This window comes from Nostoc sp. JL33 (assembly GCF_017114985.1).
In the GTDB taxonomy this organism is placed as follows: Bacteria; Cyanobacteriota; Cyanobacteriia; order Cyanobacteriales; family Nostocaceae; genus Nostoc.
This window is the reverse complement of record NZ_JABXKP010000053.1, coordinates 65823-88793: the sequence shown is the minus strand read 5'-3', so window position 1 is coordinate 88793 and position 22971 is coordinate 65823. Positions and strand designations below refer to the sequence as shown.

The 22971-nt window shown below is 42.5% G+C and carries 25 protein-coding genes and 1 pseudogene; 21 read left to right on the top strand and 5 right to left on the bottom strand.

Annotated elements, in window-relative coordinates; all coding sequences use genetic code 11:
- Nucleotides 1–30: 30 nt before the first annotated feature.
- Complete coding sequence (locus HWQ23_RS14935) at nt 31–591, top strand: Uma2 family endonuclease (RefSeq protein WP_292829545.1); 561 nt, start codon at nt 31–33, stop codon at nt 589–591.
- 47 nt (nt 592–638) lie between these two features.
- Here the strand turns inward: HWQ23_RS14935 and aroQ are convergent, their stop codons facing one another.
- Nucleotides 639–1319, bottom strand: coding sequence for a gamma subclass chorismate mutase AroQ (gene aroQ, locus HWQ23_RS14930; RefSeq protein ID WP_292829544.1), 681 nt, complete (start codon nt 1317–1319; stop codon nt 639–641).
- Between the two features lie 483 nt (nt 1320–1802).
- Complete coding sequence (gene ctpA, locus HWQ23_RS14925; protein WP_292829543.1) at nt 1803–3050, bottom strand: carboxyl-terminal processing protease CtpA; 1248 nt, start codon at nt 3048–3050, stop codon at nt 1803–1805.
- A 403-nt stretch (nt 3051–3453) separates the two neighbouring features.
- Between ctpA and petB the strand changes: the two genes are divergently transcribed.
- The 5 genes from petB (at nt 3454) to HWQ23_RS14900 (ending at nt 7789) form a co-directional block, all read left to right on the top strand.
- Nucleotides 3454–4101, top strand: a complete 648-nt coding sequence (gene petB, locus HWQ23_RS14920; protein WP_292744746.1) for a cytochrome b6 — start codon at nt 3454–3456, stop codon at nt 4099–4101.
- Between the two features lie 258 nt (nt 4102–4359).
- Nucleotides 4360–4842 (top strand): cytochrome b6-f complex subunit IV, encoded by a 483-nt coding sequence (gene petD, locus HWQ23_RS14915; RefSeq protein WP_292829542.1) that lies wholly within the window; start codon nt 4360–4362, stop codon nt 4840–4842.
- Between the two features lie 358 nt (nt 4843–5200).
- The gene (locus HWQ23_RS14910) at nt 5201–5644 is read left to right on the top strand and encodes an ATP-binding protein (protein ID WP_292829541.1); all 444 of its coding nucleotides are present in this window, start codon (nt 5201–5203) and stop codon (nt 5642–5644) included.
- Between the two features lie 519 nt (nt 5645–6163).
- Nucleotides 6164–7345 (top strand): glycosyltransferase, encoded by a 1182-nt coding sequence (locus tag HWQ23_RS14905; protein WP_292829540.1) that lies wholly within the window; start codon nt 6164–6166, stop codon nt 7343–7345.
- Nucleotides 7346–7417: 72 nt separating this feature from the next.
- Nucleotides 7418–7789, top strand: a complete 372-nt coding sequence (locus HWQ23_RS14900) for a hypothetical protein (protein WP_292829539.1) — start codon at nt 7418–7420, stop codon at nt 7787–7789.
- A 49-nt stretch (nt 7790–7838) separates the two neighbouring features.
- On the opposite strand, the gene HWQ23_RS14895 is transcribed toward HWQ23_RS14900, so the two are convergent.
- The gene (locus HWQ23_RS14895; RefSeq protein WP_292829537.1) at nt 7839–8270 is read right to left on the bottom strand and encodes a hypothetical protein; all 432 of its coding nucleotides are present in this window, start codon (nt 8268–8270) and stop codon (nt 7839–7841) included.
- A 390-nt stretch (nt 8271–8660) separates the two neighbouring features.
- Between HWQ23_RS14895 and HWQ23_RS14890 the strand changes: the two genes are divergently transcribed.
- The 12 genes from HWQ23_RS14890 (at nt 8661) to HWQ23_RS14835 (ending at nt 19461) form a co-directional block, all read left to right on the top strand.
- Nucleotides 8661–9005, top strand: a complete 345-nt coding sequence (locus HWQ23_RS14890; protein ID WP_292829536.1) for a hypothetical protein — start codon at nt 8661–8663, stop codon at nt 9003–9005.
- 179 nt (nt 9006–9184) lie between these two features.
- Nucleotides 9185–11323, top strand: a complete 2139-nt coding sequence (locus HWQ23_RS14885; RefSeq protein ID WP_292829534.1) for a pentapeptide repeat-containing protein — start codon at nt 9185–9187, stop codon at nt 11321–11323.
- Between the two features lie 137 nt (nt 11324–11460).
- Complete coding sequence (locus HWQ23_RS14880) at nt 11461–11952, top strand: hypothetical protein (protein ID WP_292829532.1); 492 nt, start codon at nt 11461–11463, stop codon at nt 11950–11952.
- 144 nt (nt 11953–12096) lie between these two features.
- A complete protein-coding gene (locus tag HWQ23_RS14875) occupies nt 12097–12303 on the top strand; it encodes a hypothetical protein (protein ID WP_292829598.1) in 207 nt (68 codons plus the stop codon).
- Between the two features lie 691 nt (nt 12304–12994).
- Complete coding sequence (locus tag HWQ23_RS14870; RefSeq protein WP_292829530.1) at nt 12995–14251, top strand: GNAT family N-acetyltransferase; 1257 nt, start codon at nt 12995–12997, stop codon at nt 14249–14251.
- Nucleotide 14252: 1 nt separating this feature from the next.
- Nucleotides 14253–14729: a Holliday junction resolvase RuvX gene (gene ruvX, locus HWQ23_RS14865; RefSeq protein ID WP_292829528.1), complete on the top strand. Its 477-nt coding sequence runs from the start codon at nt 14253–14255 to the stop codon at nt 14727–14729.
- Nucleotides 14730–14870: 141 nt separating this feature from the next.
- Entirely contained in the window at nt 14871–15443 is a 573-nt protein-coding gene (locus tag HWQ23_RS14860; RefSeq protein WP_292829526.1) for a DUF3727 domain-containing protein, read from the top strand.
- Nucleotides 15444–15684: 241 nt separating this feature from the next.
- Nucleotides 15685–16311 carry a hypothetical protein gene (locus tag HWQ23_RS14855; protein ID WP_292829597.1) on the top strand — a complete coding sequence of 209 codons (627 nt, stop codon included), beginning with the start codon at nt 15685–15687 and terminating at the stop codon, nt 16309–16311.
- Nucleotides 16312–16364: 53 nt separating this feature from the next.
- Nucleotides 16365–16904: a YqeG family HAD IIIA-type phosphatase gene (locus tag HWQ23_RS14850; protein ID WP_292829524.1), complete on the top strand. Its 540-nt coding sequence runs from the start codon at nt 16365–16367 to the stop codon at nt 16902–16904.
- A 540-nt stretch (nt 16905–17444) separates the two neighbouring features.
- Complete coding sequence (gene proB / locus HWQ23_RS14845; RefSeq protein WP_292829522.1) at nt 17445–18554, top strand: glutamate 5-kinase; 1110 nt, start codon at nt 17445–17447, stop codon at nt 18552–18554.
- A gap of 52 nt (nt 18555–18606) precedes the next feature.
- The gene (locus HWQ23_RS14840; RefSeq protein ID WP_292829520.1) at nt 18607–19194 is read left to right on the top strand and encodes a Uma2 family endonuclease; all 588 of its coding nucleotides are present in this window, start codon (nt 18607–18609) and stop codon (nt 19192–19194) included.
- Nucleotides 19195–19233: 39 nt separating this feature from the next.
- The gene (locus HWQ23_RS14835) at nt 19234–19461 is read left to right on the top strand and encodes a hypothetical protein (protein WP_292829518.1); all 228 of its coding nucleotides are present in this window, start codon (nt 19234–19236) and stop codon (nt 19459–19461) included.
- Here the strand turns inward: HWQ23_RS14835 and HWQ23_RS14830 are convergent.
- Nucleotides 19461–19559 (bottom strand): annotated as a pseudogene (locus HWQ23_RS14830) (ROK family protein); the annotation flags it as partial. The gene HWQ23_RS14835 and the pseudogene HWQ23_RS14830 overlap by 1 nt on opposite strands.
- Before the next feature lie 200 nt (nt 19560–19759).
- On the opposite strand from HWQ23_RS14830, the gene HWQ23_RS14825 reads away from it, so the two are divergent.
- Nucleotides 19760–19981 (top strand): hypothetical protein, encoded by a 222-nt coding sequence (locus tag HWQ23_RS14825; protein ID WP_292829516.1) that lies wholly within the window; start codon nt 19760–19762, stop codon nt 19979–19981.
- A gap of 18 nt (nt 19982–19999) precedes the next feature.
- Here HWQ23_RS14825 and HWQ23_RS14820 read toward each other — a convergent pair whose 3' ends face one another.
- Nucleotides 20000–20752: a Mut7-C RNAse domain-containing protein gene (locus tag HWQ23_RS14820; protein WP_292829514.1), complete on the bottom strand. Its 753-nt coding sequence runs from the start codon at nt 20750–20752 to the stop codon at nt 20000–20002.
- 446 nt (nt 20753–21198) lie between these two features.
- Here HWQ23_RS14820 and HWQ23_RS14815 point away from each other — a divergent pair, with 446 nt between their 5' ends.
- Together HWQ23_RS14815 and HWQ23_RS14810 are read left to right on the top strand one after the other, a co-directional pair.
- Entirely contained in the window at nt 21199–21669 is a 471-nt protein-coding gene (locus HWQ23_RS14815) for a hypothetical protein (protein ID WP_292829512.1), read from the top strand.
- 79 nt (nt 21670–21748) lie between these two features.
- A complete protein-coding gene (locus HWQ23_RS14810; RefSeq protein ID WP_292829510.1) occupies nt 21749–22726 on the top strand; it encodes a sucrase ferredoxin in 978 nt (325 codons plus the stop codon).
- Nucleotides 22727–22971 lie beyond the last annotated feature (245 nt).

Below are 22971 nucleotides of genomic sequence, written 5' to 3'. Positions count from 1 at the left end.
GAGAAGAAAGAAATGCTTAACTGAACCGTATTGCAATTAGACCAACTCATTGCCAGTCTCACTCAGATTATCCTGGAAAACTCTGGGGCAAAAAAAGTTGTATTGCTACTTCTGCAAGAAAATACTTGGCAAGTCCGAGCAATTACTTCGGCGGTGTTATTGATTGATGCTCAGGCGGGTGGGCGATGTCTGACAACAAGCCGCTACGCGTCTACGCATCTGAGCCAGGATGGTTATGTAGAGGGAGCGCTAGAACTGGTTGCCGAAATTGCCGCCAGTAGTGCCACGGTTGATCTGGGTGACAAAAAGCGTGCTTATCGGCGGAATGGAATACAGGAGTACTTCGTGTGGCAGGTGTTTGAGCAGCGCATCGATTGGTTCCACTTAGAAGCAGGAGAGTATATAAATCTGCACTCTGATGCCGCAGGTGTGATTCAAAGTCGAGTCTTTCCAGGATTGTGGTTAGATCAATCTGCCTTGCTGTCGGGTGATATGCAACAGGTGTTAAGCGTATTACAGACAGGAGTGAATTCTATCGAACATCAAGCCTTTGTGCAGCAGTTAGCCCAGGCAGTCCAATCGGATGGATAATTTGGCACATCTTCATACATAATTGGCATTAGGTGTCGCTAACCCGATCAACGGAAGTTACCCACTTTGCAAGAAGCGCTTTGAAATTGCAGCAGGGGTGAAATTGCTAGGGTCTGCACTCGCTGATCAATACCATCTCCCTGAATAATTACCTGAGAACGTGACTGAATTAATTGCCGTATCTGCGGACAACCTAGAACAGGAGTCAGTTCTTTTAAAGCAAAGACAAATTCTGTGTTTAATTTATCTAACGATGGTCGCAATGTCTGGTTTAAGTCTGGCACGTTAGGAAAAGATTTAATGCCTTGCTTTTGCCAGTTTTGAAAATCAACTGTTTGGATGAGTTTTCCTGCTTCTATTTGTCCTTGAAAAAATGCTGCAACTGTATCGGGTTCTAGACTATGGGTTGTTGCTTGTTGCCTAACCTTTAATAGTAACTCTTGTTCCCGCTTTAGATCCTCAATAGGACGTTTGTGATTCCATTTCCACCGGGCTACATCATGTGCAATTAGCAATCGCTGCTGGATCAATTTTAGTAATTTATCTACAGGTACTTGTTGATCTGCGATCGCAATAGCTTGAGGATTTACTGATTGTACTGACCTAGAGTTCTGAGCAGCGAAATATAATTTTAAGTTGGCAGCAACTACTGTACTACTGAAAAAAAGCCCAAAGAAAATTATGATGACAAACAACAGTGGATGCTTTCTAAAAAAACTTAAATTCATGTCAAAAAGTTTATACACCCTGCTACCTAGCAGGAATTTTCAGTAATTCGATAGGAATACAGTATTTTAAATCTCAGATAAAATATCTCATAGTTACTGACAAAAAGCAAGTTCAGCACAAAAAACTGTTGCATGAATTATCCGGTCATTCCCAGTCAGAGACTGGGAACAAGGCAAATTCCTAACTCCTAACTTATCGTAAATAAAAGGGTTTAAGACCCCAACCATTACACGTAGCGCGGAGTCGGAGCCACTCCGCCTTTGATCAGTTTCAGTCCTTCCCTGCGGGACGCTACGCGAACGACAAGCTCAGGAACCATCGGGATTTAAATCCCCTTATGTAAATGTCTTTAATTACAAATTACGTCAGCGTTGCGTTAGCGAGTCATCGTACTCTTACAGAGAAGCAAGCTACGCTTTTAGCGTCTGTCTGCGACACGCTATTCGCGTTCGTAGAGAGCGTCATTGCGAATTACGAATTATTTAATACGCCTTTCCCGCCATCACGGAGTTTTTAAGCAAAAGTTCCACTGCTGCTTGATATTGCAGATCCGCTTGGGTACCAATCTGTTCGCGGTTAATTGGATCTTGGGAAATCACTTTATCCGGCTTAATACCTAGTTTATTAATATCCCGGTGTTGAGGAGTTTCATACTTAGCAATTGTGACTGCCAAGCCGGAACCATCTGATAATTCAAATAATGATTGAATTAAGCCCTTTCCAAAGGTGGTTTCGCCTACCAACTGGGCACGACCGTTATCTTGGAGTGCGCCGGCGAGAATCTCGCTGGCACTGGCAGTTCCTTGATTCACCAAAATAACCAGAGGATCATTGGTCAGGGCTGGCCCAACGGCTTCAAAACTACCCTGAATGCCTTGTCGGTTAACAGTGTAGACGATAGTGCCAGAGTCTAACCACAGACGGGCGATTTCAATTCCTGATTGCAATAGCCCCCCAGGATTATTTCGCAAATCCAGAATGTAGGCAGCAGCGCCTTTTTTTTCTAGACTAGAAATAGCGTGTGCCAATTCTGTTGAGGCGTTGGCATTAAATTGAGTCAGGCGAAGGTAGCCAATGGGTGTACCCTCAGTGGAAACACGCAATTCTGAGACTACAGGGTTAAGAGCAATGCGATCGCGTGTGAGTCTAATTTCCCTTTCTGTCTCTTTGTCCCGTTCGATCACCAGGGTAACAAGGCTGCCACTCGGCCCGCGCATCCTAGTTGCAGCTTCATCAAGGGTGAGATTTTCTGTAGAAACGCCTTCAATTTTGAGAATGCGATCGCGTGGTCTAATCCCGGCTTTATCTGCTGGTGAACCTGCGATCGGAGCCACTACTTCCAACTTCCCAGTCTCAGGATTCAGAGCAATTTGCAATCCTACCCCAGTCAGTTCCCCAGAAGTATTGACCTGCAAGCTGCGGTACTGTTCTGGATCTAAAAAGCGGGTAAAAGGATCATCAAGGCTCTTGAGCATCGTCCCAATTGCCGTATAACTGGCATTTGAGTCGGTGAGCGGCTTCTCCAGAACCTTTTGCCTGACAGCCGCCCAGTTTTGATGATTAAACGTCTCATCTAGATAAGTGCGATTAACAATTCGCCAAACTTCCGAAACCAGCTTTTGTTCCGTCGTCAAAGCCACCGCCGGCTGGACGAGCGTACCCAACGCCAACGAAAACACCATTAACAATGAAAATCCAACCCGAAAGACTTGTTTGTTCATGAACCTCATTATCAATTCCACCTCAACCCAAATTGCCTAGATAATGCCCACTTGCCCTGTTGTTGATGAAATCTATCTCTCGATTATGTTACTTTTTTTATAGAAGTGGTGCATTTTTCTCATCAAGTTGTTCAGTCAACTGATGCATCGTATCCACTCACCAAAGGATAAAATCTACTTTGTGTCCACCATTTACCGTGTAGGGGCGTAGAGAGATCGCAATATATTCCATCTTTACAGAGTGTAAAGTTTCTGAAGTCTCTTAGCACGCTGAAAACTGACAACCAAAAAAACTCCCCTTTACAAAAATCCCAAAATTGCTAATTGGGAGAGAAGTCTGAGCGAAGGCTTTTGCCGATTCAGAACTTCGAGATTTATCAACCGCAACCGACTTTTAGGAACTTGAGATTGTATGGCCAACGTTTCCGACTGGTTTGAGGAACGCCTTGAGATTCAGGCACTCGCCGAAGACGTCACTAGTAAGTACGTCCCTCCTCACGTCAATATCTTTTACTGCCTGGGTGGAATTACCCTGGTTTGTTTTCTCATCCAGTTTGCCACTGGATTTGCGATGACGTTCTACTACAGGCCAACAGTAGCTGAAGCTTTCTCCTCAGTGGAGTACATCATGAATGAAGTCAACTTCGGTTGGCTAATTCGCTCCATCCATCGCTGGTCTGCCAGCATGATGGTATTGATGATGATTTTGCACACCTTCCGAGTTTATCTGACTGGTGGTTTCAAAAAGCCCCGCGAACTGACCTGGATAAGTGGTGTCATCCTAGCTGTGATTACAGTTTCCTTTGGAGTCACCGGCTATTCCCTACCTTGGGATCAAGTTGGTTACTGGGCTGTGAAAATCGTTAGCGGTGTACCAGAAGCAATTCCTGTGGTTGGCGTTCTGATTTCCGACCTGCTACGCGGCGGATCGAGTGTTGGTCAAGCAACACTAACTCGTTACTACAGCGCACACACCTTTGTGCTGCCTTGGTTGATTGCAGTCTTCATGCTGTTTCACTTCTTGATGATCCGCAAGCAAGGCATTTCCGGTCCTTTGTAAACAAGCTATTAGCCCTCGGCAACATTTGTCAGTTTTCAGATGAAGTTGTTTGTTTTAAACTTATGAAACAGAAAAAATTAATTGTACATAAGTTCAAAAAACCAACACTTGTATCTGAAGCCTAAAGCTGTAGACACCTTCCAGGCGGCTGACGTGTAGATAGACAAACGCTATTTGCCGCTTTTGCTAGGGTTGCCTAGTAGCTGATAGCTTTCACAAATGCTTTAATTTAACTTAAGCAGGAGAGCACATTTCAAAATGTCAACACAAAAAAAACCTGACCTGAGCGATCCTCAGTTAAGAGCCAAACTCGCTAAAGGCATGGGTCACAACTACTATGGTGAACCCGCTTGGCCTAATGACCTACTTTACGTCTTTCCAATCGTGATCATGGGTTCCTTCGCTGCGATTGTGGCTCTAGCTGTGCTAGATCCGGCAATGACAGGTGAACCAGCAAATCCTTTCGCCACACCATTGGAAATTTTGCCGGAGTGGTACTTATATCCAGTCTTCCAGATTTTGCGATCGCTTCCTAACAAACTTTTAGGAGTGTTAGCAATGGGTTCGGTACCAGTGGGGTTGATCCTCATTCCCTTTATTGAGAACGTGAATAAATTCCAAAACCCCTTCCGCCGTCCAGTTGCAACCACATTATTCCTCTTTGGTACCCTTGTCACTCTGTGGCTGGGTATTGGTGCTGCCTTGCCATTGGATAAATCTTTGACCTTAGGACTATTCTAAATTAGTCACTACCAAGTGCTTTGACGCCTGTGAGTTTCAACAGCATATGCAGATGTGCTTTTGAAAACAATTAACAGGCGTCAATTTTAATAGTTGAGATTGCATCTTGGATTTTAAGTTTTGGATGGAAAAGCTATTCCAAAATCTCAAATCACTAAAAGTCAACAAATACAAACATTTTTCACTTACTTAACGTAAGTTGCTAGTTACAACCCTCGAAATGCCAAAATCGCTCATGTTTTGTATTTTGGTAAACAGAATATCTCAATTAAGATTTTTCTATATCAGAGAAATTTTGCGAATAGCGCAAAATTTAATAACTAGCAACTTGGGTTTACTTATATTTAAGTCACAGTTAATGTTTAGCATAGTGCAGCAAGACCATCTGACGGTTAAGAGCGAACTCAGTCTCCTAAACCAGGTGCAAGAATGGTTCGAGCAATTTTGTCTGCAACATTTGTCTCAACTTGGCTGGTCAAAAACCCAACTTGATCGCCTCAATTTAGCATTAGCAGAAGGCTTTACCAACGCTGTTCGTCATGCTCATCATGCTTTACCCCCGGAAACAACCATTGAGATTAACGTTTATCTCTGGATTGACCGACTAGAGATTAGAATTTGGGATTATGGAAAACCTTTTAATCCTGATGCGATCGCAGAACCAGAGCCAGGTACGCTGCAAGTAGGCGGGTATGGATGGTTTCTCCTCCGGCGGTTGGCTGACCGTGTTGTATACGAACGTGGTGCAGATGGTAGAAATTGCCTGCTCATCGTCAAATACTCTCTAGAAGCACAAAAGTAATGATCAAGCAGCCAAGGGTTGGAAGCTGCTCGCTAATATTTCTGCAAATATAAGCAGATGTCTGGATGATTATCTAGATTGCGCTGATACCCGTAGCTTGCCTCTCCCTAGAGGTAGGGCGATTTTGCCCAAAGTCGAGCCACTCACTTCAAAACAGAAGCAGGAGCGGAACGAGTCTCTGATCAAATATATAGTGTATAGTTATTTGATTGATAAAAGTATACTCTTTTTTCAATATTATTTGGATTACAATAATATACCTCTACTCTAATTGGAGCAATCCTATCAGAGCAAGTTGGCTCGTAGATAGAAGAATCCCCGTGCGTTCACGCCGGGGAGTGTCAAACTAGCTCCCTTGTTAAGATTTGTCACCAGTGTTGAGAGTCTTAAACCCCAAGTGAGCTTTGAGGAACTTTTAGAAATAAATGGTAAAAACAGATTTAGAACGGTTAAAAAGCGGTGCTCCGGCATAGCCCGTCGTAGACATCGCGTCCTGGCTACGAGTGTAAAGAATATAACATGCATATCACTACAGTGATAGAAAACCTAAAGTTAGGTGATAAAGTTAACAAAAAAACTAACCATGTCTTCGTGTTTTTAGAAATTTTTGCCCACGAAGGTGGTATTCAATCATATATAAAAGATATTTTTCGCGCCTATCTGGGATTAAGCCAAGCCTACAAGGCAGAAGTCTTTTTGCTGCGAGATAGTCCTGATACTTTAAATCCCTTTGAAGACGAGAACTTAAAATTTCATTACTTTAAAAATCAGTCTCCCTATTGGGGAAGACTCCAAATGGCAGCCGCTTTACTTAAGTGTCTGTTGCAAACCCATCCGCAGCAAGTTTTCTGCGGTCATATTAACTTAGCAGTATTAATCCAAACTCTTTGCCAGCCCTTGGGGATTCCTTACACCGTGCTAACTTATGGTAAAGAAGTCTGGGAACCACTGAAAAATCAAGAACGTCGCGCCCTGACATCAGCAGCTGGAATTTGGACAATTAGTCGCTACAGCCGCGATCGCGCTTGTGTTGCTAATAGTCTAAACCCGAAAATGGTACAGATAATGCCTTGTGCAATTGATGGGGATAAATTTACTCCTGGTTCCAAGCAGCCAGAATTAGCAAAGAAGTATGGCTTAACTGGTGCTAAGGTGTTAATGACAGTAGCGCGGTTATGGTCGGGGGATATTTACAAAGGTGTAGATGTAACAATTCGGGCATTACCACAAATCGCTCAAGTTTTCCCAGAAGTGAAATATTTGGTAATTGGTCGCGGTGATGACCAACCGCGATTAGCCAAACTTGCTGCATATTTAGATGTAAGCGATCAGGTCGTCTTTGCTGGTTTCGTTCCTACAGAAGAATTAATAGAACATTACCGCCTTGCTGATGCCTATATTATGCCTTCGCAAGAAGGCTTTGGCATTGTTTATCTGGAAGCAATGGCTTGTGGAGTACCTGTATTATCCGGTGACGACGATGGCTCCGCTGATCCCTTGCAGGATGGTAAACTAGGATGGCGAGTACCACACCGCAGCCCTGATAGTGTAGCAGCGGCTTGTATAGAAATGCTTCAAGGGGATGACCAGCGATGTGATGGAGAGTGGCTGCGAGAACAAGCGATCGCTCTGTTTGGCATAGATGCCTTCCAACAGCACTTGCAAAAAATGCTTCTATCCTCAGTAATCAAGTCTAAATAACAAATGACAAATCACAAATGGCCAATGACTAAAATCGCTATCCTAGAAGGAGAGCAGGACGACATTTAAAAAATGAGCTTTAAGTCATTTCAATTGAATCTTTTAAATCTCCGCCCTTGGCTCATCCTGCTGGCAGTTATTTGGTTGCTGGCATCAGTGGGCTTGGGTTGGTTGGTTAATTCGTTGCTAATTATTTTCTCTTTGCTGTTGTTGGCACCGATTCTGGCTTTTTTTGGCTTTCGTTGGTGGCTACAACGCAGCTTGGTTGCTGATCAGTGTCCTGTCTGTCGATATGAATTTACAGGTTTAAATAATACCCAGTTGCAATGTCCTAACTGTGGGGAGTCACTGTTAGTACAAAATAGTCATTTTCACCGCTTCACACCAGAAGGCACAATTGATGTCACTGCTGTCGAAGTTCCAGCCCAATCACTGGAAGATTAGTCATTGGTCATTGGTGATTAGCAAAGGACAAATGACAAATGACAAATGACTATTTATTTTTTTGCGAGATTGAGAGGGTGTAGGTATACTCTCGTTTGGATAGTTCGCCCACATGCAGCGAGTATTTTCCTGCCTGCCAGAAACCAGAAAGTTCTGGCTTGTCTCCAGAGTAGCTATCTGCCATTACACAAAAGCGCCCCCCAGGCCCGTCGATTAACAGCGTTGGCTTCCCTTCTCCCTCTACTGTTAATCGCAAATAAGGTAGTGACTCTGTAACCTGGATAACTTGACTAGGTTCAGTGGTAATATTGCCACAATTACTTTTGACAGTTCCCCCAGACTTTCCCTTCAAAACCAGTGGATCTGGTTGTAAATTCCGATTAATTTGGATTGTTGGTGTCTGTGCCAAATTAGCCTCAGTGAAAACCAAACTGATCGCCAAAGCTGTGGGAACAATTGCAAGTAGCCTAAGCGTGTTCATTTTAATTAATGCTCCAGATTTTTTTAGAGCAATATTGTTATACAGTAGTCATTTAATTGACGACAGCAATCCATCTTGGTTCCAAAAGCTGCCGTATAACCTAATACCCTTTAGTTAGGTATTGTTTGTGAGGATTTGATGTGTGTAAAGACCATCAATTGTGCAAATTATCGATTTTTGGTGGCACTTTTGCACCAAAATATTTCACCGTATATTCCGCACTTCAATCCGTAACACCCTAGTAATCTAAAAATCATCATAATAAATTTTATCTGCCCAGAAAGTTCTTGCACATACAGACATTAGCTAAAATCACTAAGACAACCATCAAAAATAGAATTTGGTTGATTTGTTGTTGAATAAGTGACTTAGCTGAGGTAGAAAAGATTAATGAATTCTCAACCAGAAGAAAACTTACAGCGTCGCCTCGATAAGCTAGAGGCAGAGATTAATTCCCCACCTGGGGTGGTTTCGCAACCACAAGAACAAAAACAAACACCTCAATCTGTTTTTGCCAACTTGAACTTGCAACTGGAGCGATTTCAGATTTGGTTCAAGAGCTTATCTGGGGCAAAAAAGCTGGTAGTTTCGGGTGTGACGGTGCTAGTAGGCTTGGCGATGCTGCAAACAGTGTTTAAACTGGTTGCATCTGTAATCACTCTGGCACTTTTGGCAGTATTAGTGTATGTTGGATACAAATTTTTTGTGTCTAGTAGCTTTCAACGTAAGCAATAAGTTGATATGCATTTGCTTTGCATGCCCAAAGTTATGAGAGTCAGGAGCCAGAATACAAACGGTTCCTGACCTATGTCTGGTAAATTCTATTTCAATATGCTTTTCTTTTTGCCGATTAACTTAGTCTATTTTAATTGTGCCGATCGCGGCGTAAAAATAATATCAAAGGGAATTATGCGATGACGACACCAATTGTCAGGAGAAGTACTAATCAATCTAGTCAGTCAAAAGAACCGGAAAGAGCCAAGTCGCTGTTGCTAGCAGGTAGGCGTTTTGCTGCTTGGGCAGCTGAAATCACACTAGTGGTTACTAGTGGGTTGATTCCCTTCGGCATTGGTGTCTATGCCAATTCTAGAAGCGATCTCAACCGAGTGCCGCTTAACCCCGTGCTGGTAGTAACACAAAGAGCGATCGCTAGACCCCTGGCTCTGCCTATGAGCTATGGCATCCCTAACGTCGCATGGCCAACTAATATTTTGTGGACAATCGCCCTGTTAGCGCCTGTAACTCTCTCGTGGTGGCAATTGTATTTACTAGCTAAGACTGGTAGTACAATTCCTAAACGTTGGTTAAAAGTGCGGGTTGTCAACGAGCAAGGGACGCCGCCCGGATTGGGGGCAGTTGTGATTAGAGAAGGCGTTGGGCGTTGGACTGTACCCATTTCCATCGCCTATCTGCTGTGGCGCTACAGCTTTGCTTTTCCAAATTTAGGATTATTCACATTTTTGTCTTTGTTAATGATTGTGGGTGAAGGGATCGGCTTACCGTCGCGCCGGGGACGTCGCGCACTGCATGATCAACTTGCAAGCACTTATACAATAGATGGACTCTTAGCTAGCAACAAACAAGTTCAGTCTGCTGACGCTAATGATCAAGCAGAAGAATGGCAGGAGGGAGAAGAATTAGCAGTACCTCAAACCAACCAGTCGCCTAATCTGTGGCGGCGGATACAGCAAAATCCTAATCTTACCTTGTTTGGGGTAGGGCTTACGAGTATGACTGCTGTGTTGGCAACTTTAATCGGCACTCAAGTTTATATCCAAATTCAACAATCTCAGCGAGCAACTAAGCAAATCAACAGCCAACAGTTTCTCGAACTTCGCAACCAATTAAATTCCAACTCTGGAGCGAGTAATGAGCAACGCCAAAGTGCAATTCTGGCGATGGGTGGTCTTAATGACCCAGAGTCGATCAAATTTCTGGCGAATTTATTGGTTAGCGAAACCAATCCCAGCCTCTTGGATACGATTCAACAAGCTTTGACAACTGTCGGGCCCCAAGCCATCCCGGAATTAAAAAATAAAAATCAGTTTTTGGTTAGCGAACTGGAGTCTGTAGGCAGCACTGCAACCCAAGAACGGGAATTACGGCAAGGGCGGCTACAAAGAAACCAGGGGACGATCAACAAGATTCTCTCTGTTTACAGTGGTAAAATCGAGGGCGTTGACCTTAGTCGCACCCAATTAGGTCAAAGCGGTACTCCAGGAAGTTCCTTCTTCAACTTGGTACTGGACAACGTTGATTTATCAGGAGTTAAGTTAAAATCTGCAAATCTTAACCAAGCCAGCTTTAAGGGTAGCCGTTTTCGGGGTGTGGGTGAAGATGGACGCTGGGATACCTACGACGATGCGATCGCTGATTTAAGCCAAGCTCAGTTGCAGCAAGCCAATCTTACTGATGCTAATCTCAGTCGCGTCTTGATGAGCCGTACCGATTTGAGCCGCGCTACTCTCAACAGAGCCAACTTATCCAACGCGCGTTTATTTGACGCTAAACTCAACAGCACTCAACTAGTAGGAGCCGATCTGCGAAACGCAGTCTTGGAAAGAGCTAGCCTGACTGGAGCAGATTTAGGCGACGCCAACTTGAACGAAGCCAATCTCTACGCCGCGCGTTTAGGTCGCGTCAGTGCTATAGGAACGCAATTATCCTTTGCCAACTTAACTAACACTGATTGGCAAGGGGCAGATTTATCAGGAGCCTATTTGGATCGTGCTAATCTCAGCAATGCTAACCTCAGCGCCACTCGTCTAGCTGGCGCTGTTTTGCGTTCTGCCCAGATGGAAAACGTTAACTTGCAAAATGCCGACTTGAGTCAGGCAGATTTACGAGGGGCAAATGTCGCCGGAGCAGATTTTAAGGGGGCAATTCTCGCCCCGATCAAACAAGATCCAGCAGATCAATTTGTCGAAACCCCAGATTTAGGCTCAGTATCTGCCGTAGTCCAAGGGGTTGATTTTTCTCAAGCCAAAAATTTAGATGCCAAGCAATTAGCGTACATTTGTACTCAAGGAGGCATTCATCCGCGTTGCCCGTAGAATGAGAGGGGGGAAGAGGCAGAGGGAGGAGGGGGCAGGGGAGGATGAGGGAGACTAGCTAAACTCAATGCCCCATGCCCAATGACTAATGACTAATGACTAATGACTAATGACAAATTGGTGTGAGGAGTTCGGTTATGAAGTATATTCCATATTTGGTTTCAGTTTTGGGGGCTGGCTTGGCCTTGAGTCTGGTGAGTACTAAACCAGCGCAAGCTCAAGTAGCCTATGGCAGTTATATCGGTATAGGCCCGGCTATTGGTATTACCGATGGTATCCAATTAGGGGGGGTGATAGCGGGGCGCTACAAGCTTTTGGAAGCACCGATTTCACTCCGCGCCCAAGTGTTAATTGGTAATAATACGGCAGTAGTGCCAACGGTTTCCTACGATTTCCCTCTCAACTGGCAAGCTGATGCTTACCTGGGTGCTGGGTTAGTGTTGGCTGGTGGTGGTGGATCTTCTCCTGTGGGCGACAAAATTAGTTTTGCTTTACAACCGGGCATTGATTATATGATCCCAAATAGCAATACTGTCCTTTTTGGCAACGCCATTATCGCTTTTGATGCCTACCGTGATAGCAGTGGTACAGCTATCTCAGTACAAGGTGGTGTTGGTTTGAGATTTTAATGGGCAGATGAAAACCTAACAGCGATCGCTATTCCTAAAAAGCGTTAAACTTCATTGCAAATTAAGAAGTTAGTCCAAACAACGTGATAATTTTTGGTCATGAAGAGAGACAGCACAGGATTAACACAGGAGAACACAGTGGCAATGGAATCAAATTTATTAACGGATGCGGGCGCAAATGAAGTGAATCAAGATTTCAGTGAATATGTTGCCAACCTGCAACTTCACATGACTCTGCAAGCTCGCAATCTTGTTCCAACCCTGAAACAAACACTGGTAGATAGTCGCCACCAATTACTCCATCAAACCCAAGCCCACTTTGAAAAGCTAGTTTCTCGACAAGGACTGTAAATATATAGAAACTTTAATCAAAATTCCAATAAAATAAAGGCAGATGTTGTTGGGTCAATGCCAATGGTGTTCTCACAAGGTCTGCTTTTTTAAGTATTAAGTTACTAAAATCACCCTTTTGGCACAATAGTAAGGGGCAGAAAGTAGTTAATATTATTAAAACACTCGGTAAGCCTAAAACTCAGCCCTAAAGGGACTGAGTTTTAGGCAATCGTGGGGCTTTAGGAAGAGTCGTTCGTGATATAATCATCTTGCCAAGGTGTAACTCCTTTAGCATTGTGAAACAGTTAAGACACACTTTTAGCTAAGAATATAGGGGCAAAGAGCCAACGAAAACTGTTAAAGCCTCGGCTTTGCTCGGTTTTAACACTGAGGGCAGTCGAAGTGTGAAACCCGTTAGGGTAATAAAGAAGTACCCCAATCCAAAAAAACAAATATTGTTGATAAAAAAGTAGGGCGGGGCACGCTCAAACTCTAGGTTCACATATCCTAGTACGCTTGAGAAGATAGACTCTGGAGAAATTCAATAAATTAGGCTCGTTGATTGGTGCTGTGGCACGGTCAAAAAGTTTAAGCATTGCCGCAAGGATATTGGGTTTTAAAGTCCGTCGTTGAGCCAAGAATCTCAGTGTCTTTAGACCTGAGAGTGTCAATGCAGCAGTTCCTTTGAAGATCAGTTAGTGAAAGCTAAATGGCGGCTCGAATTAAAATGACTTCATTACTTCCCCGAAACCTAAGCGTTATTATTCGACCAGTCCAATACCGGGATCTGGACGGGATTGAGCGCATAACTCAAGAGTCATTCGCAGCCCTCACTCCCCAGAGAGCAGGTCTTGCCATCAGCCAGATGCAAAGGCTGCGTCGCTGGTATGGATTACTCAAATTTTTGAGTTGGTTTCCTAACCCGCTCCAGTATCGCCTCTGTGCCTACGTTGCAGAGCAAGGGCGGATGCTTCTAGGAATGATTCAAGTGTCACCGTTTAACCGGACACGCAGCACTTGGCGGATTGATCAAGTGCTGTTGGAGCGTGGTGTCGATAAACAAGGAATTGGCTCGCAACTTTTGCGTCATTGCTTTGAATCGATTTTGGAAGCTCGCACTTGGCTACTGGAAGTTAACATCAATGACATAGAGGCGCTGGCACTATATCGACAAAATGGATTCCAGCGTCTGGCAGAAATGACATACTGGGAAATAGGGCCAGAATTATTGGTTGAATTGGCACAAGCAGAGCCAGACTTGCCCAATCTCTTGCCAGTGAGCAATGCTGATGCCCAGTTGCTATATCAGCTGGATACGGCATCGATGCCACCTCTGGTACGTCAGGTTTTTGACCGCAATACCCGCGACTTTAAAACCAGTTTGTTCGGCGCTTTAACTGATGCAGTGAAGCAATGGCTGACCAAAACAGAAGTAGTGAGTGGTTACGTATTTGAACCCCAACGCAAAGCTGCGATCGGCTATTTTCAGGTGCAACTTGACCGTAAGGGTGAAGTTCCCCACGCTGCAACGCTGACGGTTCATCCTGCTTACACCTGGCTGTATCCAGAATTACTATCTCAACTGGCTCGTATTGCCCAAGATTTTCCCCAGCAAGGGTTACAACTAGCTTCCTCAGACTATCAGGCAGAGCGAGAAGAGTATTTGGAACGAATTGGGGCAAAACGCATAGAACATACATTAGTTATGTCTCGCTCTGTGTGGCACAAGCTACGGGAGTCTAAATTCGTCTCCTTAGAAGGAATCCAGTGGACTGATATGCTGCAAGGTCTACAACCTACTCGTAAACCTATACCAGGTGGGATGTCATGGATACAACCACCAAAGTTGCCATCGTCAGATAAACCGTTGCCAAGCAAGTCAGAACCGATTAACTTTTCGGTTAAAAACCCTAGCATGGAAGCATCGCCGATTCCTGAATCAGCAGATGCACAGCAGGAGAATTAGTGTGATATCCCAAGAGCAACCAAAACCGTTTATTTCAGCGTTGGGATTGGATTTCGGTCGCAAGCGGATTGGTGTGGCCGGGTGCGATCGCACGGGTTTAATTGCCACAGGGATCACCACAATTGAGCGCACATCTTTTGAGCGGGATGTCGAGCAAATCCGACAAATAGTTAATGAACGCGAGGTGCAAGTTCTAGTTATGGGCTTACCTTATTCAATGGATGGCTCACTAGGATTTCAGGCGCGTCAAGTTCAGAAATTTACTACAAGACTTGCTAGAGCACTGAAACTGCCTGTGGAATATATGGATGAGCGATTAACTTCATTTCAAGCAGAGCAACTGCTGATAGCTGAGAACCGCTCCCCGTCACGCCATAAAGGATTGATTGACCGCAAGGCAGCCGCTTTGATTTTGCAACAATGGCTGGATGTTAAGCGTGCCAATTCCCGCAGTTCAGTGGCGGCTATTGAGTATTGATACCTTTTAACATGATATTCTGAAAACGATTACCCAGCAGTTGTATCTACGTATAAAGCTATTTAATTAACATAATATGTGATTAAATAGTTAAGCGATTTTTAAAGTTGCTGGTATTTATTAAAATTCTACATTTCGGCTATGTTTCCCTCCCCATTTCCTGAAGAAAATGATAACGCTCATGCGGGTTCCATCACTTTAACCGATGACAAAGGGCGATCGCTCGAATGTTACATAGAGCATTCCCTGGAGGTTGATGAGCAAGAATACGTTTTACTTCTTCCTGTAGACTCACCTGTAGAAATTTTTTCTTGGGAGGGTGAGGGCGAGGAAGAAGAAGCGGTTCTGGTAGAAGATGACAGCACCATTGAGCAAATTTTTGCCACTGCTCAAGCGGTACTATCTGAGCAGAACCTGATATTGAAGAACACAGCCTATGCTTTGACAGTCGCAGGTGATTTACCGCCAGTTGAAGAATCAGAACTCTTCACCTTAGAAATCGAAGACGAAGAGGCAGATTTAGAGCCAGAGCAATTACAGCTACTAGCTAGCTTCTATGATGAAGATCAGGAGTATGCAATTTATACACCCCTCGATCCCCTATTATTTTTTGCACGGATAGCAAAAACAGGTCAACCTGAATTACTCTCTCCAGAGGAGTTCCGCAAAGTGCAACCTCTGTTAGAGGAACATCTTTTTAATGAAGTGGAATAAGATTAAAAATTCAAAATGATAATGTAACATTTTGAATTTTTTAATTGGGAATTTTTCATTTTAATCACAATCTACTTAAACCTTTTACCATGTCCCATTAAATGTGGAAGCAATGAAACATTGACACTAAATTGGGACAATTAGTATTGTTTAAGATTCTGGAAAAAGCATTGTGGTTGGTAGAGATTTTCAATTCCATTATCTAAAATCTAAAATCAAAAATTGCTATGAGGTGCTGAAAATGGCTTATAGTGATTTTACATTAAGTAAATTTAAAAAGTCATTCAGCATCCGCATTGATGAAAAAACTGATTTATGTGCCAACATAGAACCTTTACAGGCAAGTGAGAAACTCAAAAATTCTTTAGAAGAAACTACAGAACTGGCTTTAGCAATTAATACTGAAAAAGCTCGTTCAGAAATGATTATCACTCCGATATTGTTGGAGGTAAGACGCAGGGCTAATTGTCCAATTAGTTTATTTTCGGGAACAGAGTTTAATGTAGATGCAGAAAACGGACTGAATGGCTATTGTGACTTTATCATCAGTCGTTCTAAAGAGCAACTAACAATTAATGTGCCTGTGGTGGTTATTATTGAAGCCAAAAACGAAAATATTAAAGGTGGATTAGGTCAATGTGCAGCCGGAATGTTGGCAGCACAATTGTTTAATCAACAAGAAGGGAATGAAATCAGAAAAATTTACGGTGCGGTAACAACGGGTGATATTTGGAAATTTTTGAAGTTAGAAGAAAACGATATATTTATAGATTTGAGTAATTATTACATCAAAGAAATAGATAAGATTTTAGGGATTTTATCTCAAAGTGTTCAGGGAGATATCCCAGGATGGAGTTCGACTAACTAAACTATATTGGGTTATGCTCATTTGTCTGAGCTACTCAAATTTGACTGGTGACTATGACCTGGAACAATCTTTTACAGCCTGACTTGATTTTACAGGGTTCAGTGTTGAACCTAACGCCAGATATTATCCAAAAATACGGGCTTAAGGGGCTGGTATTGGATGTAGATGAAACTTTAGTACCCTTTAGAGTCGGAGTGGCTTCCCCAGAACTACGGCAGTGGGTGGAGCAAATCCGCGCCTGTACTGCATTGTGCTTGGTCAGTAATAACCTCAGTGAAGCGCGAATTGGTGGAATTGCGCGATCGCTCAACCTACCTTACTATTTAGGTGCAGCCAAGCCTTCCCGGCGCAAAATTAGGGCAGCACTTAGGGGAATGGATCTACCAGTACATCAAGTGGGAATGGTAGGCGATCGCTTATTTACCGATGTTTTAGCAGGTAATCGCCTGGGAATGTTTACTATTTTAGTCGAACCGATTGTTCATGCCGACGCAGCCCTCCGCTCTCATCCAGTACGCAACTTTGAAGTCTGGATATCTGAAATTCTGGGAGCCTCTATTACCCCGAAGAAAAGCAAGATTCACAAAAGTTGATAAATCGTCAGGAAAGTAAATCTAAAGAAATCATTAAGGAATCTTGGTGTGATTCCAAAATCGGGGATCATAAGTATTAATAACATGGGGTCAGCCAAAAAAGACCCTAACCCATACTAAGTAAATATACACCCGTAAAGCGTCAGCCTTCACTATAGAGGGATTGGCGCTTTACAATTTTGGATTTTAGATTTTGGATTTTGGATTGAATCTAAAATAGACTTCTGTGTGTATGGATTTAAAAGTTAAAAGGGTGTTTCCATATGCTTTAGTCTGTTCGCGTAGCCTCTGCCTTAGAGGATGTTTGAAAAGTCCTCTTGTCGGCATTAAAAGTTCTAGATCCCTCTAAATCCCCCGATAAATTGGGGGACTTTGATTCCGGTTCCCCCCAATTTATCGGGGGGTTAGGGGGGATCTAAAAGTGCCTCAAGTCACAGTGAAACACTTTTCAAACAACCTCTTAGAGCAGGGCTTAAAAAACTTATGCAAGATGTCTAATCTGAAATCTAAAATCTAAAATCTAAAATCTAAAATTGAAAGATGCCACTAACAATTGTTGTCAAAATAGGCACTTCTAGCCTAACTCAACCAGAAACGGGACAATTAGCACTTTCTACGATCGCTACCTTGGCGGAAACACTCTCCCATTTAAGACACCAGGGACACCGGGTGATTTTGGTTTCCTCTGGCGCTGTGGGGGTAGGTTGTGCGCGGTTGGGTTTAACTGAACGTCCGAAGGCGATCGCACTAAAACAGGCTGTAGCAGCAGTTGGACAAGGCAGGTTAATTCGTATATACGATGATTTATTTAGTACGATCCAACAGGCGATCGCCCAAGTATTACTGACTCGCAGCGACTTGGTACAGCGCAGCCGCTATCTCAACGTCTACAACACTTTTCAGGAACTACTGAGACTGGGAGTGATCCCCATAGTCAATGAAAATGATACCGTAGCAATAGACGAACTAAAATTTGGTGATAATGACACCCTTTCGGCATTGGTTGCCAGTTTAGTAGAAGCAGATTGGCTATTTTTGCTTACCGATGTCGATAGGCTGTACTCAGCCGATCCGCGTTCTGTACCAGATGCGCGGCCGATCGCTTTAGTGAGTAGCATTAAGGAATTAGCTCAATTACAAATACAAACAGGTTCCCAAGGTTCTCAATGGGGAACTGGTGGTATGGTGACAAAAATTTCGGCTGCGAGAATTGCGATCGCTGCTGGAGTCCGTACCGTAATTACTCAAGGACGATTTCCCCGGAATATCGAAAAAATTATCCAAGGTGAACTGATTGGGACGCATTTTGAACCGCAACCTGAACCAACTTCGGCGCGTAAACGTTGGATAGCTTACGGACTTGTACCTGCGGGTAAATTGTATTTAGATGAAGGTGCGATCGCGGCAATTTCTCTAGCAGGAAAATCGTTATTAGCAGCTGGAATTAAGCTAGTAGAAGGAGAGTTTCGCACACAGGACGCAGTGCAATTGTGTGACACCAACGGCAACGAAATTGCTAGAGGACTTGTGAATTACAACAGCGATGAATTGCAAAAGATTCGCGGCTGTCATTCGCGGGAAATTTCCGTAATTTTAGGCTATGCGGGTGTGGAAACTGTGATTCACCGAGATAATTTGGTTTTGATTTAAGATGGAAATGAGATAAATTTCGTGAGTACTAACTGGGAGAGTAAAAAATATTATGACTCAAACGTTAGAAAATGCTGTTAACTTACCAGAAGAACAACGCTTCTTTCGACGTGGGTTAAGTTGGGAAAAATTTAAAGCGATTCAAGCCAGCTTTGAAAATCTGCCAGGGGTGCGGTTGTTTTATTGTGAGGGAATTTTAGAAATAGTGACTATTGGTAAACCTCATGAGGTGATTAAGTGTTTAATTGCTGGACTATTGATTACTTATTTTGAAATCAAAGGCATTGAATTTTTCCCCAGTGGGAGTTTTAGCCAGATTATTCCCAAGATAGTAGAATATCAAGCAGATTTATCTTATTGCTTTGGAACGGACAAACCTATACCAGACTTGTGCATTGAAGTAGTGATTACTAGCGGTAGTCCCATAAAGTTACAGAAGTACAAATTAATGGGAGTCCCGGAAGTTTGGTTTTGGGAAGATGGCACAATTGAAGTTTACTGCTTACGAGAACAAGAATATGAGAAAGTTGTTAACAGTGAAGTTTTACCAGAATTAGATTTATCCCTGCTCAATCGTTGTATTTTGTTGTCGTCTCCCTTGGAAGCGATTAGAGAATTTCGTCAAAATATTCAGAAATAATATTAGGTTAAAGAAAACAATAATCAAATCTGTCGAAAGATGGCTAACCAAAAGCTGACGTTAGAAATTCCAGAATCTCTGTTTGAGCAATTGCATCATCTTGCTGAGTTAACTGGTCAATCTATAGAATCCTTAGCATTGCAAAGCATTACGAGCAACTTACCTTGCTTAAGTGAAAAAGTACATGACCTTGATGAACTACTGTCACGAGTAACACCGGATAATTTACATGGTGAAGGCAAAGCCGTCTCCCGCGCCACCTGCTAGAAATCCTCCCCCGCCTTCGTCACACCGCCTCCCAACACAAAGCGCTGCGGATTCATCAAGTTCGCCACATTGCCAATACCCACACCCAGCGCCCAAGCATCAGGACGGGCAAGATGCCCACCCCACAAGATATTGATAAAATTTTGATATGCTTTCTTAGATGTGTTTTAGCTTATCAGTACAGAATCCCCGTTTATTTATGGGGGGGAGTGTCAAAATACGTGGTTTCTTTCTCAAGAAAGATGTTTGCAAGCAAAATAAATTCAACACTAAAGAAGACTGTATAATTTAGTAACTCATGACTCCCGATCAACCCAATCCACTCATCGATTTCTCTCACGCCAAAGAGCCTCCTCAGTCTCTTGATATCGATAAAGCTCAAGAGGCAGATCCCATTGAACCAGAAGAAGTTACTGGAGAGAGTAAGCAAAACCCCACTCCTGATGATTTGGATCGCCAAGATGAAGATCCCAGAATCGGGGGTAGTCAAATAATTAGTGGGAATATTTCTGCTGGTTAAATAATTGGCATAACTAAGTTACTCACCTTTTTGTGAGTTAAGTACTCCATCAATAAACTGTTGCAATCGTTCATAATGCGAACCTTTCCAATAAATGCGATCGCAGTCTTGGCAACGGCGGAATTCATCAATCTGCGATCGCACATTTTCTGGTATCTTGTCAACGATGGATTGCTTATCTACAGGTTCTAATAATCCATTGCAACGCAAACACCGTTTAAATGGTGAGATTAATTTAAACAAGTCGAAGCGTTGCAGTACTTCTATGATTTGTTGTTGAGGGTTAGTATTTCTTACGTAATACCCATGCGTTACCAAACTACGCATCAATAAACCTTTATCACGAGTCAAGAGAATCCGCGCTTGGCTGGAGGATATTTGGGCTAATTTCTCATCCTCGTAGTCATTGCGGTATAAAGTATCAAAACCTAAAAGTCGTAGAGATGTCGCCAGCTTCCCCAAATGAATATCTAAAACAAAGCGGATAATACTAAGCGGTTCTGGCCTAACAGAAATGCTTGGTATAATACTACCCCTAGCAGAAATTGGATAAACATTGATAGTATCTCCATCCGAAACTATGTAATAAAAATTTACATATTCACCATTAACATTTATAAAATCAACTTCTGGATGAGGGACACCCAACGACTCAATCATGTCCTTAATTGAGGCTTTCTCCTCAAAAAAATGACTGATTCTCACCTGCTGATGATGCCGTGGTAAAAAATAATTCAATTCTGCATGAAAATAGAAATATGCGATCGCCATAGCTACAGATATTTGGATTAGCGCCCAGCTGTGCGCCCCTACTGGTCACAATTGCAAAACTTTATCTATTGTATTGAAAGAATCAATGCTTGTTCAAGTGAGCTATCTCCACTAGAGAATGCCCCTTAACCTTGATTTAACCAACCTTATAGAGGCGACAAACGATCATGAAATTATAAAGATTCTCAAATACTTGCATTTATTATTGAGTTCAGTTACAGTCAAGGCAGATGCCTATAATGAAACCCTGACATAAGCTTCAGGAAGTTAGACTAGGTAAAAGGGTAAATAACAGGTTTGTTAATGTTGATGTTAGTGACGCTGCGAATAATTAGTCACTAGTTTTGAACATTAACTTATCGCGCATGAAGTCTGGGGTACTAAAGCATTTACCCCTAATTTAATTGTTTTTATTTTTTCTAGAGTAATTGAGAATTATTTGCAATATGTCTACATGGATAAATACGTTCAAAGCAGATAGTAGGGAAAAAGTTTTAAAACAGTATTCGCTTATAAAAGCATTATCTGTTGATCAAGTATTTCCGCATCTATCTTTAGGAATATCTTGCTTCCAAGAACAGCACAAAATTACATCTTTATGTGTAAATACAAGAAGTGTAACTAGCTATGTAGATAATTCTAACAAAACCTTAAATAAGTATATCGCTGCTAGCAATATTAAAGAAATTAAGTTCAGAAAAGCCGAGTTTCAGCAAGTTAAAATTTATAAAATACCAAATAATAATAAAACTAGATACAAAATTAACATCGCTCATACGGAAAAATCTATCTTGACACTGTTTATCTCTATTGTGGAGGGTTTATTAACCGGAAAGACCTTGATCAATAATGATGTTATAAAATGGCTACCTAATTTTAATTGGGAAATGAATATTGTTCTTTTTTATCTCCTTTAGCCAAGGATATTGTAGCTAAGAACACAATTGTATTTTGTAATACCTTTTGTCCATAAAATACGCTAATGAGTACAGTGAGATGAATACTTTTTTTTGTTCTGACGATTCACGCCAAATAGGAGAAGATGTTATTGGTAGCGCCACCAATTATCAAACTTATATTTTAGTTGAGTGTCCTTTACCTTGGACATCAGAAGCCTTTAATTCCAAATGGGTGCCCCAGAATTTGAGGATTTTGGTAGATGAAGTCAAGCGTGCTAAATTACCGATTAGATTCCTCTTAATTGCTAATGATGTATCACACAAAGTAAACCAGACTACGCTTTTGATTTATCAAAAAAAAGAGGGGCTAAGTAATGGATACGATAAGCAAGAGTTTCAGCTACTAAATATTGAGCAAGTAGCAGCAGTTGTCCAAAAATGGTTATGGGGTATTAATTCTAATTCTGAGGTAGGAACTAGTACAACTAGAGATATTTTAGTGTGTACCCACGGTAGCCATGATAAATGCTGTGCTAGATATGGCGCTCCTTTTTACTTCAATATTACAGCGAGTAATGCTGATTTGTGCTTGGATAATGTGCGAATTTGGAAATCATCGCACTTTGGTGGACATCGGTTTGCACCAACAGTTATAGATTTGCCAGAAGGAAGATACTATGGCCGTCTCGATCAAGATTCATTTAGATCGATTCTGTCCCGGACTGGCGATATTCAATGCTTAAATAAAGTCTATCGAGGCTGGGGAATTCTGCCTGCTGCGCTTCAGGTTTTGGAAAGAGAACTAATCTTCAGCAATGGATGGGATTGGTTTAACTACAAAGTTGCAGGCAAAATTTTGGAGCAAAGTTTAGATAATAATACTATCCTAGCTGAACTAAGTTTTGAACAACCTTCTGGTTCTCTCTACACTTACCAGGCTAAACTCGTGAAAGATGAAACCAAGACTCAACAACTGAAGAGTTCATGCAATGCTACACGAGAGTTGGTAGTTACTAAATATGCTGTAGGTAGTTTCTGGATTACCTCTAGTAAGGTAATGACTTATAGTACATAAAAGTGGAGAGTTTTTAAACGCAGAGGAGAGGCAGCGCGTTGCGTATTTTCCCACGCCACTTGCTTTAGCCGGGGAACCCGTCCACCGCAGTGGCTCCCCGTTGTAGCGACTGCCGTCAGGCAAAGGGAAGCGCATAGGCGCTTCGCCTTCCCGTAGGGTAGGAACGCAGAGTATTGCTAAATTTACTTCGCTACGAATTAATGAAATGCTGTATTTAGTATAACGCTACACAAATTCGTCATAAA

What these genes read in the sequence shown, in the direction of transcription:
- HWQ23_RS14820 (WP_292829514.1), bottom strand. Translation starts at nt 20,752, where the DNA reads ATGGCGATCGCATATTTCTATTTTCATGCAGAATTGAATTATTTTTTA.
- HWQ23_RS14895 (WP_292829537.1), bottom strand. Translation starts at nt 8,270, where the DNA reads ATGAACACGCTTAGGCTACTTGCAATTGTTCCCACAGCTTTGGCGATC.
- aroQ (WP_292829544.1), bottom strand. Translation starts at nt 1,319, where the DNA reads ATGAATTTAAGTTTTTTTAGAAAGCATCCACTGTTGTTTGTCATCATA.
- HWQ23_RS14880 (WP_292829532.1), top strand. Translation starts at nt 11,461, where the DNA reads ATGAAGTATATTCCATATTTGGTTTCAGTTTTGGGGGCTGGCTTGGCC.
- HWQ23_RS14850 (WP_292829524.1), top strand. Translation starts at nt 16,365, where the DNA reads ATGACCTGGAACAATCTTTTACAGCCTGACTTGATTTTACAGGGTTCA.
- HWQ23_RS14900 (WP_292829539.1), top strand. Translation starts at nt 7,418, where the DNA reads ATGAGCTTTAAGTCATTTCAATTGAATCTTTTAAATCTCCGCCCTTGG.
- petB (WP_292744746.1), top strand. Translation starts at nt 3,454, where the DNA reads ATGGCCAACGTTTCCGACTGGTTTGAGGAACGCCTTGAGATTCAGGCA.
- HWQ23_RS14910 (WP_292829541.1), top strand. Translation starts at nt 5,201, where the DNA reads ATGTTTAGCATAGTGCAGCAAGACCATCTGACGGTTAAGAGCGAACTC.
- HWQ23_RS14860 (WP_292829526.1), top strand. Translation starts at nt 14,871, where the DNA reads ATGTTTCCCTCCCCATTTCCTGAAGAAAATGATAACGCTCATGCGGGT.
- ctpA (WP_292829543.1), bottom strand. Translation starts at nt 3,050, where the DNA reads ATGAGGTTCATGAACAAACAAGTCTTTCGGGTTGGATTTTCATTGTTA.
- proB (WP_292829522.1), top strand. Translation starts at nt 17,445, where the DNA reads ATGCCACTAACAATTGTTGTCAAAATAGGCACTTCTAGCCTAACTCAA.
- HWQ23_RS14855 (WP_292829597.1), top strand. Translation starts at nt 15,685, where the DNA reads ATGGCTTATAGTGATTTTACATTAAGTAAATTTAAAAAGTCATTCAGC.
- HWQ23_RS14810 (WP_292829510.1), top strand. Translation starts at nt 21,749, where the DNA reads ATGAATACTTTTTTTTGTTCTGACGATTCACGCCAAATAGGAGAAGAT.
- HWQ23_RS14905 (WP_292829540.1), top strand. Translation starts at nt 6,164, where the DNA reads ATGCATATCACTACAGTGATAGAAAACCTAAAGTTAGGTGATAAAGTT.
- HWQ23_RS14825 (WP_292829516.1), top strand. Translation starts at nt 19,760, where the DNA reads ATGACTCCCGATCAACCCAATCCACTCATCGATTTCTCTCACGCCAAA.
- HWQ23_RS14815 (WP_292829512.1), top strand. Translation starts at nt 21,199, where the DNA reads ATGTCTACATGGATAAATACGTTCAAAGCAGATAGTAGGGAAAAAGTT.
- HWQ23_RS14840 (WP_292829520.1), top strand. Translation starts at nt 18,607, where the DNA reads ATGACTCAAACGTTAGAAAATGCTGTTAACTTACCAGAAGAACAACGC.
- HWQ23_RS14875 (WP_292829598.1), top strand. Translation starts at nt 12,097, where the DNA reads ATGGAATCAAATTTATTAACGGATGCGGGCGCAAATGAAGTGAATCAA.
- HWQ23_RS14870 (WP_292829530.1), top strand. Translation starts at nt 12,995, where the DNA reads ATGGCGGCTCGAATTAAAATGACTTCATTACTTCCCCGAAACCTAAGC.
- petD (WP_292829542.1), top strand. Translation starts at nt 4,360, where the DNA reads ATGTCAACACAAAAAAAACCTGACCTGAGCGATCCTCAGTTAAGAGCC.
- HWQ23_RS14885 (WP_292829534.1), top strand. Translation starts at nt 9,185, where the DNA reads ATGACGACACCAATTGTCAGGAGAAGTACTAATCAATCTAGTCAGTCA.
- HWQ23_RS14890 (WP_292829536.1), top strand. Translation starts at nt 8,661, where the DNA reads ATGAATTCTCAACCAGAAGAAAACTTACAGCGTCGCCTCGATAAGCTA.
- HWQ23_RS14835 (WP_292829518.1), top strand. Translation starts at nt 19,234, where the DNA reads ATGGCTAACCAAAAGCTGACGTTAGAAATTCCAGAATCTCTGTTTGAG.